The organism is Chryseobacterium rhizoplanae, assembly GCF_900182655.1.
In the GTDB taxonomy this organism is placed as follows: domain Bacteria; phylum Bacteroidota; class Bacteroidia; order Flavobacteriales; family Weeksellaceae; genus Chryseobacterium; species Chryseobacterium rhizoplanae.
Map to the genome: position 1 here is coordinate 1 of NZ_FXTC01000013.1, position 13,148 is coordinate 13,148.

Consider the following 13,148-nt stretch of genomic DNA (forward strand, 5'->3'; position numbering starts at 1 on the left):
AAGACTTAATCTAAAAGGAAAGAGTCCGGTACAGTACCGAACTCTTTCATATAATAATATTGTTTAATTTTGTCTAAACTTTTGGGTGCAGTCTAAATTCAGGAGGATTTTATTTTTACATTCTGTTTACTGTTCCTATTCCCAATAGTTCCAACGATTTTTTAATCGTTTTCGCTGTGATATCTGAAATATTCAAACGGAATTGTTTTACATTTTCATCTTCCTGATTCAGAATTGGGTTATTCTGATAGAAAGAGTTATAAGCTTTAACCAGATCATAAACATAGTTTGCCACTAAAGCCGGACTCAAAGTTTCCGCTGATTTGGCTACTACAGTTTTAAAGTTTGTCAGCTGCATAATCAATTCTTTTTCAGATTGATTTAATTCAATATCAGCTGTTTCTGTTTGTAAACTACCAGCTTTAGACAACAATGACTGAATACGTGCATAAGTATATTGAATAAATGGCCCTGTATTCCCATTAAAATCAATACTTTCTGCCGGATTGAAAAGCATTTTTTTCTTAGGATCTACTTTAAGCATAAAGTATTTCAATGCTCCCAGCCCCACTGTTTCATATGATGCTTCTTTCTCTTCTTCAGAAAGGCTCTCCAGTTTTCCTAATTCCTGAGCTTTAGATTTCGCTGTTTCATACATTTCCTGCATTAAATCATCTGCATCTACTACCGTACCTTCACGGGATTTCATTTTACCTTCCGGAAGTTCAACCATACCATAAGAAAGGTGGAATAACTGATCTGCCCACTCATACCCCAGTCTTTTAAGAATCTTAAATAAAACCTGGAAATGATAATCCTGCTCGTTTCCTACGGTATAAATCAGCTTTTGAATATTATTTTGCTTGAAACGTTCAACTGCTGTTCCAAGATCCTGTGTCATATATACTGATGTACCGTCTGAACGCAGCAATAATTTCTGATCAAGTCCCTCATCGGTAAGGTCACACCAAACAGAACCGTCTTCTTTCCGATACAGCACACCTTTATCCAGTCCTTCCTGAATAAGATCTTTTCCTAAAATATAGGTATTACTTTCGTATTGAACCTGATCAAAGTCAACACCCAGTCTTTTATATGTTTCATTAAATCCTTTGTAAACCCATGAATTCATTTCTTCCCAAAGCGCTCTTACCGTTGCATCTCCATTCTCCCAATCCAGAAGCATTTTCTGTGCTTCTTTCATCACCGGAGCATCCTTTTTAGCCTGCTCTTCTCCTACTCCCTGCTCTACAAGCTCTGCAATTTCTTTTTTATAATTTTTGTCAAATTCTACGTAATAGTTTCCAACAAACTTATCTCCTTTGGTATTCGTTGTTTCAGGAGTTTCTCCCTTCCCGAATTTTTCCCAAGCCAGCATTGATTTGCAGATATGAATTCCTCTGTCATTAATGATCTGAGTTTTAATTACATCATATCCGGCTTCTTTTAAAATCTGAGCTACTGAAAATCCTAATAAATTATTTCTGATGTGCCCTAAGTGAAGTGGTTTATTCGTATTCGGTGAAGAATATTCTACCATTACCGTAGCATTTTTCTTTTCTATAGTAGAGAAATTCTTGCTTACAGATCTGAAGTTATCTACAAACAATTGATTTTTAATCTTAACATTAAGGAAACCCTTTACGACATTAAAGCTTTCAAAAATTTCCGTCTGCTCTGTCAAAGCCTCCCCTAATTCAACCCCGATACTTTCAGGATTTTTTTTCAACTGTTTCACCAACGGAAAAGTAACAATGGTAAAATCACCCTCAAATTCCGTTTTATTTTCCTGAACTTCCAGCTTGATGTCTTTTAACTGGTATACATTTAAAATGACTTCTGAAAGTTTTTGCTCTATGATATCTTTAATATTCATTTCAAAATTTTGAAGTACAAATATACGGAAATAAAAAAACCGCCCGAAGGCGGTTTTATAAGTAAATGAGATATTTATTCTTTTCTGAAAACTAAGACTGCCTCATCATTGCCGGGCGTAGTGTCCAAGTTTTTGCTGTTGTCATTAATTCTGAGTTCAGTAGTAGAATAGGAATCTATTTCCTTTTTCAATGTTTTGGAAACTCCAGCTTCTGTATAGGTAAGAGTTAATGTCTGATACATTTTATCAAAGGTCCATTTTCCTCCAAAGGAATCAAACAAATTACAATTTCCGGAAGAAGAAGAAACATCATATCTTTCATAAGATCCTGAAAAATCTGGATTGATAAATATAACTCCTTTCTTTTCACAATCTGTCAGGACGATATCTTTACCTTTGAACTCATATTTATATGGCTTCCAGGTTCCGTTAATACTTACATCTTCATTTACAACTACGCGGTCGTCATCACTAGAACATGATGTAATGCTCATAAAAAGAACAATTCCTATAAAAAATCTCATATAAAAGTTTTTGTATTCTTCAAGCCATAAACTGGCCTGAAGAATTATTATTTAAATTAAAATTTATCCCAAAACAGTTTTGTTGATACTTTATCACCTCCAATTTTTGAAGCTGCAGCATTTACATTTTTAGCATTAAGAAGGTATTCCTGGTCAGAATATTTCATTCTTACCGGTACTGATTCTACTACAGAACCTCCTGGATTTTGAAATACAGGGAAATCTAATCTTCTTGCAAAGTTCCATGCCTGGAATCCTTTATTAAACATTGCTACCCAAGCCTGCTCTCCTACAGATTTTTTCCAATTAGCTGCATTATAAGGATTAGCTGCAATAAATGCAGTGGCAGTAGCATCGTTAATATTATATTCAGTCATTGAAGCCTTAATTGCTGCGGAATATAAGTTAGCTGCCGTATCTCCAACACTAAAACCTCTTGCAGCAGCTTCAGTTCTAAGGAATTGGATTTCAGAAAAATCTAGCAAAAAGCCTTGTGCATTCTCCCCTGAGATAACATTTGTAAAGTGAGAATAGCTACTGAAAACATTCTGATCACCATATACACCTCCAACATAAGCACCAGCAACCTTTGTAAACCATGTTGCTCTTCTTGGATCAGATGTAGTATTCATGAAGTCAACAAGAATATCAGACGGAACAAAGTCATTTCTACCAGATTGGATTACATCCTGATATACCGGGTTTGATAATAATCCCGATGGGAACGTCTGAAGACCAAAATTATCTCCTTTCTCAGTAAATAATCCTGCTGTATAAGCTGCTTCAGCATAAGATTTAGCCAACGCCGGATCACTATCAGCCAATGTTACTGCCATTCTGAACTTCAAAGAATTACCCATTTTTTTCCATTTGCTCATATCTCCTTTGTAGATCAAATCATTGCTATATCCACTACCAGTAGTATTAATCATGGCAACAGCCGCATCAATTCTCTTAATAAGATCAAGATATATCGTTTTAGCATCATCGTAAGGGATTTCCGCACTTCCAGGATTTTCAGCGGTAGCTTTCAATGCTCCAAAATAAGGAATATCACCATAGGTATCTACTAAATTGGCCCATGCGTACACATTTACCAATTCAATCATAGCAATATTATTGTTTTTGGTAACAGCATCTACACCTTCACTGTCAAGAAATCTTCTGGCATCTCTTAGTGCAGATAATACTCCGGGAGAGTTAATGGTTGCTGAGGCAGATGCCATCATACGATTATAATGATTCCTTGGAATTGGTCTTGTCACCATATCATAATTGGTCTCATCAGTATAAGTCGTTTCCGACCATTGCTGCGTAAAAAATCTTGTAATATTACGGTTTACATTAGCAGACAATACCTGATCAAGAAGTGCATGTTCAGCGCTTGCAAAAAGTACTCCTGAAGGCACTTCGGTAGGGTGTTTAGGATCATCATTCAGTGAAGTGATATCTCTTTCACATGATGTAAATGTTAACGTTAATGAAGCTAAACCTATAATTAAAAATAATTTTTTCATTTTCTAGAATTTTAAAGTTATATCAATTCCAATATCACGGGTAGTAGGTAATACCCCAATAGAATTACCTTTAGATGCTAATCCATTTCCTGTACCCGCTTCCGGGTCTGCATACGGTAAGTTTTTGTGGATAATCCAAAGGTTTCTCCCTACAATTGAAATTTTTGCGTCACGGATAGAAGTATTGGCAAGGACTGATTTAGGAAGACTATATCCTATACTTGCTTCTCTCAGTTTTACGTAAGATGCATCATAAACAAATCTTTTATTCGGCATTCTTCTATATCCGTCAACGTTACCAAAAGATCCAGGATTAATTGCAGGTGTTGTATTTACGTTTCCATTTGGATTAACCCCAGGATGCACAAAACCTCCTTCTCTGTAGTCAGCAGTTTCTGCGTAAAGACCAGTTGCCAATCCGTAATACATATCGGTAGAGAATACATCTCCTCCTTTTTTAACATCAATAAGGAAACTTACTGTGAAATCTTTGTAACGGAAACTGTTTCTGATACCCCCTACCCAATCTGGCGTGATATTTCCAATAACCTGATTATTATTTCTTAAATAACGACCGGTAGCAGGATCTATTACTTTATCACCATTAGCATTGTATACATAATCCGAGCCTACTAAAGCTCCAAAAGATTCTCCCACACGAGCATTAAGAGATACTCCTCCCTGGTAACTTGCCATCAAATAGTTTTGAGAATCGCCATTTAATGCAATAACTTTATTTTCGTTTTTAGACCAGTTCACATTAACATCCCATGTAAAATTATCTGTTTTAAATGGTGTACCGTTTAGCTGTACCTCAACCCCTTTATTGTCAATCTGCCCTGCATTTACAAGGAATGTTCTATATCCTGTTGCGGAAGAAACCGGCAAGTTGATAATCTGATCAAATGTTCTTGTTTTATAGATTGCAACATCAAAACCTAATCTGTTTTTGAAAAACTGTGCCTCCATACCAAATTCAGTTTCCTTAGATCTCTGAGGTTTAAGGTTTGGATTCGCAAGGAAATAAGGCTGATCAAATAGACCCTCACCTCTAGCTTTGAAAGTATTGACCAATCTGTAATTATTGGTAGAAGAACCTACTTCAGCGTAGTTTGCTCTCAACTTCCAGAAACTTAACCATGGTTGTTTTACAAATTCGGATAGAATAACAGCACCTGTAACAGAAGGATATCCATAGCTGTTATTTCCTTTCGGTAAGTTAGAAGATTGGTCTACACGATAAGTACCATCTACAAATAAGAAGTTTTTATATCCAAATGATGCTGTTGCATATAAACTGGAAGTAACCCATTTTGCATAATTCTCATCAGGTGGAAGGATGGTTCTTATGGAGTTTGATATCGCGAACAGTCCAGGTTTAGATAAACCTCCTTCTGTACTCATAAAAATATTATCCACAAGGTTTCTTCTAACGTTCCCCCCCGCAATACCACTAACACTCAGGTCTGAAGTAATATCAAACTTGTAATTAGCAAATAAATCAAAGTTGATCTCAGTATTTTTCACATTGGTTCTTGCATATCCCGAACTTACATTAAGCCCGGATGCACCAAATGCCTGAGGAAGAGAGCCATTCATTAATCTTTCTTCTACCACCATTTGTAAATCATCGTAAGATAATTTCCCTGTAATTCCAAAATTCTTGGAAACATCATATTTCAACTGAGCATAACTGAATATTCTGGTTCTGTCATCAGACTGATAATTCTGATATCTCTGGAAATATGGATTATTCCAATACTGAGGAGTTCCATCTGCAGCTGTAGACCTATTCCAGGAAAAGTTACTATTCCCGTTGTTAGCATAAGCATCTCTTAATGCCAATACGTCTACGTTTGTCTGCCACCACTGTCTGAAACCAGTAACAACGTTGTCAGAATATCCTGTTTCGTTACGCCCTTTTGTATCTTGTAAAGTTAAAGTGGTAAAGACAGAAGCATGTAGCTTGTCTGTGAAATCATGATTAAATTTCGCTGATATTGTATTTTTTCTCAGCTCTGAATTAGGCATTAGACCATTGGAAAGCATATTAGAATATGATAAGGAAAGGTTTGAAGTTTTATTTCCTTTTTCAATGGTAATTGTATTAATATAAGTGACTGGTGTTTCAAAGAATTTAATAGGTCCGTTTTTCGCGGCAACCCAAGGTGTGGCTTTTCCATAGTTTGGAGAAGAAGGATCAAATGAATCCCATTGGTAAACCAATTGATTAGGATTAAATGCAGGCCCATAAGATGCATCATCTACAAAGTTAGCATAATTGTAACCTCCAGGACCCGGGTCTTCATTCCATGCCTGGCCACCATATCCTGCACCATACTTTTTCTGATACGTAGGGAATGTAGATTTATCAATAAATCCTGCCGTGATTCCCGAGTTTAAAGTAACCCCCCAGCTTCCGTCGTTGTTTCCTCTTCCGCTTTTCGTTACAATCAGGATTACCCCATCGCTCCCTCTTTCACCGTACAAAGCAGATGCAGCAGCTCCTTTCAATACGTTTACAGATTCAATATCTTCCTGATTGATATCTGATAGGAAGTTACCATAATCGAATGTAGATCCGGTTACCGTGTTATTGTTAACCGGTGAACCATCAATTACAATAAGTGGAGAACCTCCTGACAAAGATTTATATCCTCTGATTAAAAGGTTTGCAGATCCGCCAAAGTTGTTATTTGTATTTACCTGTAGTCCGGCCACCTTTCCTGAAAGAAGAGATGCTACGTTACCTGTATTGGTAGTTCCACCGGTTAATTCTGCAGCTTTTACTTCTTCAGAAGCATAACCAAGAGATTTTTTTTCTCTTTTAATCCCGAGTGCGGTTACAACCACCCCCTCAATTTCTTTTGTTTTAATAGTATCATTCTTTTGCTGGGCGTTCGCAACAGCTATGGAAGAAGACAGTACTAAAACAAGAAGACTTGCTGTTAGTTTCTTCATATCAAATTAATTTTTGTGACTTTACAAATTTGTAAAACTTTATTAATACCACAAAGCAAAATTTAAAAAAATTACATTTCTTTTAATTTTTTTGAATTAAAACAACAAAATAAGTATTAAAATAAGTTAAAAAATAGATATTTAACAAAAACAAATTAGTTTATTGTTAATTTTATTTAAGAAATAATAACAATCATATAAATTGATAATATCTATATTAAATCTTCACATAAAAGAGATTAAACAATTTGAATGTCAATAACTTGAAATCCAGCAAGAGATAAAAAACTTCTATAATCAGCACATATACTATGCTATACATATTTTAAAATTTAAAGAAACATTAGATCTTAAAATAAAAAAAACCGCCCGAAGGCGGTAAAATATATTAAAATTGTATTGTAAGAATTAGTTCTGATTCCAGAATGGAGTCGTTTGATTCTTAGTAAAGCACTGCGCATTTGAAATCTGAGGAACGTTCGCAGAGTTAGCTACATATTCCGATGACGGATACATCAATCTGTAAGGTTTATTAGGCTTCGCTGAAGTTGTTGCCATAGGCGTAACCGGGAAACCAGTTCTGTTATAATCAATAAAAGATTCTGTAGGGTTAATTCCTGCAGTCGCTAACCACTTCTGAGTCATGATCGCTTCAATCTTATTATCATTAGTACCAGTCCATCCTAAACCTACTTTAGTTTGAATTGCAGCAATGTAAGTAGTAGAAGTACCAGCTGTTGCATATAAGTAATCAAAAGATGCCTTGATACCATTTTCGAACTTGGTTTGACCATTAGAGAAAATAGCTGGATATCTTACAGCAGCTTCAGCTTGAAGGAAATCACTCTCTGAACGAGTCATTAAAACACCTGGTTTAGCAGATCCCACAGATGTTAGCTGGGCATTACTTGTAGGGCTTCCTGCACCAAATATCAAACCATTCCCAAATCTTGAAACAGTAGTAAGATCCGTTGGAGCTCCTGGCTGACCTGGTGTAGCACCTTGTCTAACTCCTTTAACAACGGGAAGACCATTGTAAGAAATTAATGAGAACATTCTTCCTCTTCTTGCATCAATGATTCCATTAAATTTCTGATAAACATTATCAGTCATATTATAAGGGTTACCGTTAAGACAAGTTGCAATGTGCTCAGAAGCTGTAAATAATGTATTGTTTTGCAACTGAGAATTAGAACTATTTCTTACATAATATCCAAAAAATGGATTTTGCTGATCATCATTAGCAGCACTATAACCAGGGTTAACTAAAACATCACTTTCTACGAAGTCTGCTCCTGATAAAGTTTGAAGCTGCTGATCTCTAAAAGTAGCCATAGAACCTGTTACTTTAGACATTCTAACCAACATTCTTAATTTCACAGTATTAGCAAGACGCTTCCAGTTATCCATATCCCCTTGGAAAACAATATCAGTAGGGCCTAATTCAAGAGCTGCAGCATTTGCATTATCAATAATCGTAATTGCATCGTTGATACCAAGAATTAATGATCTATAGATTTCCTCATCATTGTCATATTTTGGAGTGGAATTTGCCTGCCCCATAAATGCTTGGCTATAAGGAGCATCACCATATAAATCTACAACTGTCTGCATATAGAATGCCTTCATTACTTTTGCAGCTGCTAAGTAATTATCATATTTATGTGTTGAATTGTCAAATTTTTCAATCGCTACAAAGTTACTCACGTTTCTATATAAACCATCCCAGATTTGTGGATAAAAAGAACTATCTACATTCAGAGTATATTCATTACCAAATGGAGATCCAAAAGAATAAGAGTTACCAGCATAAGAGTTCATCATAAGCCCACCAAATCTATTCATCCATGTAGCTTGAGTTCTATAAGTCTGAGCAACAGCACCAGGGAACAATAAGGTTGGAGTAATAGCTTCTGCATGGATGTTATTTGGATTTTCATTAATATCCAGATAATGATCACATGAAGTCAACGTCATAGAGGCAACAATTAAACCTAGTATTGTATATTTAAATTTTTTCATTTTCAAGTAATAATTAATTAAAAGTTTAGAAAGATGCTTTAAGATTTAAACCAAAGCTTCTAGTCGATGGATACTGCGTCGTATAAGCAAAACCTGCAGCATTCCCCGTTGTACTTGCAGTTTCCGGATCCGCATAGTTTCTATTGTTATCTGCGTACTTAAAGAATGGGTTTCTTGAGTAAACACCAACCGTCAGTGAGTTCAAGAAAGTAGAACCTAGGACAGATTTTGGTATATCATAGCTCAATGCGATTTCTCTAATCTTCAATGCAGTTGCATCCACTACTAAGTTTTCTCCAACAGCTCTATAAGCACTACTAGAGAAGTAGTTAGTAACGTTAGTATAAGTTCCCGCACCTCCAACTGGAGTATTGTTAGGAGTATAAACCGGATTGGCTGCCGTACCTGTGTTTTGTACTGAATTAGGGACAACATATCCTTGCGTTCTGTCAAACTCAGCTGATTCTTCTAAACCTCCTGTAAAGGCAAGTAAGTTTTTCGTAAACGATACAAATTTACCTCCTTTTCTAAAGTCTCCCATTGCAGATAATGTGAATCCTTTATATTTAATGTTAGTTGAGAATCCAAGAATATAATCAGGGGTAGCTCTTCCTAAAACCTGAAGGTTACTTGTTGTCAAAGGATTTCCTTTAGAATCAACAATAATTCTTCCCTGATCGTCTCTCTGGAATGCACTTCCTTTAATAACCGGGAAGTCAGATCCTTTTACAGCAAATATACCTACAGCCGCTGCAGTACTGCTCAATAATGATACCTCATCAGCTCCATCAGCCAATTCTAATACTTTAGACCTGTAAGTAGAATATGACACTTTCATATCCCAAGTAAAATCTTTTGTTTTAATTGGGGTTAATCCTAAATCAACTTCAAGACCTCTTAGTCTCATTTTACCTACGTTATCTAGAACGCTGGTTAGACCAGATGCACTAGATGTTGTTTTAGCTGTGATCAAATCATCAGTAGTAGACTGATAAACTGAAGCATCTAATCTAACTCTATCCTTCAAGAATCCTAGAGATACTCCGAAATCTAAAGTATTAACAAATTCAGGTTTAATATCTACTGCCGTAGGAGTTTGGTTATTGATATATGAACTTAAGCCGTTGAAAGGGAATCCTGTTGGAAATACTCCGATCTCATCTGTTGCATATGGAGGAATCGCAGAAGTATTACCTACTCTTGTATATGAACCTGTAATTTTTGCATAATTAAGAATATCTCCTTTTAAATTAGCAAATGCTTTTGTAGGAACAAAAGACAAACCTACAGAATAATATGGATAAACCGGGTTTGTTCTCTTACCTGTATTATAAGGGATTGTAGACATTACTGAAGATTGCTCAATTCTAAAGGTAGAGTTTAAGAATAAATAATCATTATAACTTAAATCTAAATTCGCAAATCCTGCAATGATTCTACTATTCGTTTGATAGTTATCTAAATTTGCACTTGAAAAAGGATCTGGATTCAGGACGTTCCTAATATTATACCAACCTGGGATATCAAGATTATTCCCCCCCACAGAGGTTACATTATAAGTTCTGTCCTGGATGTTATTACCAATGTTAAGTTTTAAGTTGATTTTATCTGTTAAATCATAATTAAAGTTAACCATTAAATCACCATAAAAATTTCTTTCTTTTGATGTACTTTCATAATACCAAGAAGTGATATCACCCTGTCCTAAATCACCAAAAGTAATTCCATCAATAGATGTTCCTGGAAGATTATATGTTTTACTGAAAACTGCACCATCATTATGTCTTGTATAAGTCATTCCTCTTGATGTAAGGTTTCCGGTATACGTAATATTGATATTTTTATTTAGCTCATAATCCAAGCCAAGGATAGCACTGAAATAATCACTACGTCTGTCATATCTCTCGTGATCGATAGTCCAGTAAGGGTTTACAGCATATCCTGTATAATATCCTTCAATACCACTATTTCTATAAAGCTTGATATTATTATTAGTAGGAGTCTGAAGAATATCATCGTATAAAGATGAGTTAGTATTAGATACTATTCTATTAATATAGTTGATGTTACCATCAATTCTCAATTTTCCAATTTTCTTACCTCCTTTGAAAATAAAACTGTTTTGTCTCAATTTATCTCCCTCAACTACGAAATTGTTTTCTGTTCTGTTGGCAGAGAAAGATACATATGAATCAGATCCACCTGCAGTTGCAGTAATTCCGTTTTGAGTTAATACTCCTGTTGAGAAAAATTTGTTCATGAAATTTTTCACTGGAGCATATTTTTCATAAATAAATGATCCATCAGCCTGTGGAAGACCTGAAGGCATCATAGTTCCTCCGATAACCGGATTGTCATAAGCAGCACCCCAAGACATGTTTTCCCACGGCACATAGTTTGTACCACCATAGCTTACATCACTCCAACCTTCATCCTGAACTCCTTTCCCGTATTTCTGCTGAACTTTTGGAAGCATGAAAACGTTAGAAATATCAATAGATGAATTGAATGTCATCTGAAGTTTCTCAGATTTCGTACCTCTTTTTGTAGTAACAATAATCACCCCATTTACCCCTTGCTGACCGTAAAGAGCTGCTCCTTGTAAACCTTTAATTACGTTAATGTTTTCGATTGCTTCTGGTGGTATCTGCTGTAAGATGTCAGCAGATGAAATAACGTTATCAATTACAATTAATGCTTGATTGTTACCCGTTATAGATTTAGCACCTCTTAAGACAACTCTATAACTAGGATCTACACCATTATTTGTCAAATTGATTTGTAAACCTGAAACCTTTCCTGTCAACGCCTGTACAGCAGTTGGTGCAGACGCTTGATTCAGCTCTTTTGTCGTTACAACTTGCTGTGTATTTGTTACCGCATCAGCCTTTCTTTTGATACCTAAGGCTCCGGTAACAACTATCTCCTCTATATTTTTGGTTTTTAGAGTATCCTTCGTGTTTTGGGCTGACATCATCACAAATGAGGACGATAGCACAACCGCAAATACACTCGCAGTTAATTTCTTCATATCAAATTCAATTATTTTTTACAGGCTACAAATTTGTAAAACTTTCTTAAAATTACAAAGGATTTTCTTAAAAAAAATAAAATTTTCAATTATTAACAATAAAAACTAAAAATAAAATATTAATATTTGTTAAAATTATTTCTCTTAACAAATATTAAAAAAAAATCAAACAATATTTTTTTTAATCCCACAATAATAATTTTATCGATTTTTTTGACATCAATAATAAATGAATAAAATTCAAAAACCTGATTTACAATTAATTAATTGAATTCATTAAGAAAAACACCACAATATTAACATATTAGGAACATTATTTTCAATACTTTCACTTTCACCAAAAAAAACAAAAAACATAAGAAATCAGAAACAATAATATTATTATCAAAAAAAATATCTTTTTCATAAGAAATAACCATCTAACATCTTTAGGAAATCACCTTAAAAAAAATTAGTATTACGTCAATTTGCATTTTGACAAAATCATCTTACCAAACCATGGAATACTATCTTTGTTTTTTTTAATTTTGCATCTATTATTTGACAAATATGGAGCTAATAAAAAACTGGTCGAACATTTACATCGAGGCTGGATGTGATGAAGTAGGAAGAGGATGTTTAAGCGGTCCGGTGGTAGCTGCTGCAGTAATTTTAGATGATGATTTCAAACAAAATCTGGTGAATGATTCAAAAAAATTAACGTTCAAAACCCGGATGGAACTGGATAGCTACATCAAAGATAATGTGAAAAACTATGCCATAGCAGAGCTTCCTCCTTCGTTTATTGATGAGCATAATATTCTTAACGCAAGTATTCATGCGATGCATCATGCACTGGATAAGCTTACCATAATTCCGGAGCTTATTCTGGTAGATGGAAACAAATTTCATCCTTATAAGTACATTCCCCATCAATGTATTATTAAGGGAGATTCTAAGGTTTTATCTATTGCTGCAGCATCTATTCTTGCCAAAAACTATAGGGATAAATTAATGATCCAACTTCATGAAGAGCATCCAGAATACGGTTGGGACACTAATTTTGGCTATGCCACAAAAAAACACCAAGAAGCCTTGATAAAGCATGGTCCGACATCTCATCACAGACAATCTTTCAGACTGAAATATGACTGAAACACCTCATTTTCAATTATTAAATTCTCATGCCAAGATGAGAAATTTGAAATCATTCTAAATAAAATCCAAATAAAAAAAGA

Annotated in this window: 7 protein-coding genes; 1 reads left to right on the plus strand and 6 read right to left on the minus strand. The window is 34.9% G+C overall.

The annotated features are described in order from the left end of the window. Positions 1-115: 115 nt before the first annotated feature. From argS to FN817_RS20640, 6 genes are all read right to left on the minus strand, one after another. On the minus strand, positions 116-1,876 hold the full coding sequence (argS, locus tag FN817_RS20615; protein WP_142719575.1) for an arginine--tRNA ligase: 1,761 nt from the start codon (positions 1,874-1,876) through the stop codon (positions 116-118). Between the two features lie 74 nt (positions 1,877-1,950). Continuing rightward, a complete protein-coding gene (locus FN817_RS20620) occupies positions 1,951-2,400 on the minus strand; it encodes a lipocalin-like domain-containing protein (RefSeq protein WP_142719576.1) in 450 nt (149 codons plus the stop codon). A gap of 56 nt (positions 2,401-2,456) precedes the next feature. Beyond that, the gene (locus FN817_RS20625; protein WP_142719577.1) at positions 2,457-3,917 is read right to left on the minus strand and encodes a SusD/RagB family nutrient-binding outer membrane lipoprotein; all 1,461 of its coding nucleotides are present in this window, start codon (positions 3,915-3,917) and stop codon (positions 2,457-2,459) included. 3 nt (positions 3,918-3,920) lie between these two features. Further along, entirely contained in the window at positions 3,921-6,878 is a 2,958-nt protein-coding gene (locus tag FN817_RS20630; RefSeq protein ID WP_142719578.1) for a SusC/RagA family TonB-linked outer membrane protein, read from the minus strand. A gap of 408 nt (positions 6,879-7,286) precedes the next feature. Then, complete coding sequence (locus tag FN817_RS20635; RefSeq protein ID WP_142719579.1) at positions 7,287-8,900, minus strand: SusD/RagB family nutrient-binding outer membrane lipoprotein; 1,614 nt, start codon at positions 8,898-8,900, stop codon at positions 7,287-7,289. Between the two features lie 25 nt (positions 8,901-8,925). Further along, positions 8,926-11,931: a SusC/RagA family TonB-linked outer membrane protein gene (locus FN817_RS20640; protein ID WP_142719580.1), complete on the minus strand. Its 3,006-nt coding sequence runs from the start codon at positions 11,929-11,931 to the stop codon at positions 8,926-8,928. Between the two features lie 549 nt (positions 11,932-12,480). Here FN817_RS20640 and FN817_RS20645 point away from each other — a divergent pair. Beyond that, positions 12,481-13,065, plus strand: a complete 585-nt coding sequence (locus tag FN817_RS20645; protein ID WP_142719581.1) for a ribonuclease HII — start codon at positions 12,481-12,483, stop codon at positions 13,063-13,065. Positions 13,066-13,148: the final 83 nt, after the last annotated feature.

Coding starts and splice junctions, on each gene's coding strand:
- argS (WP_142719575.1), bottom strand. CDS start 1,876: ATGAATATTAAAGATATCATAGAGCAAAAACTTTCAGAAGTCATTTTA.
- FN817_RS20620 (WP_142719576.1), bottom strand. CDS start 2,400: ATGAGATTTTTTATAGGAATTGTTCTTTTTATGAGCATTACATCATGT.
- FN817_RS20625 (WP_142719577.1), bottom strand. CDS start 3,917: ATGAAAAAATTATTTTTAATTATAGGTTTAGCTTCATTAACGTTAACA.
- FN817_RS20630 (WP_142719578.1), bottom strand. CDS start 6,878: ATGAAGAAACTAACAGCAAGTCTTCTTGTTTTAGTACTGTCTTCTTCC.
- FN817_RS20635 (WP_142719579.1), bottom strand. CDS start 8,900: ATGAAAAAATTTAAATATACAATACTAGGTTTAATTGTTGCCTCTATG.
- FN817_RS20640 (WP_142719580.1), bottom strand. CDS start 11,931: ATGAAGAAATTAACTGCGAGTGTATTTGCGGTTGTGCTATCGTCCTCA.
- FN817_RS20645 (WP_142719581.1), top strand. CDS start 12,481: ATGGAGCTAATAAAAAACTGGTCGAACATTTACATCGAGGCTGGATGT.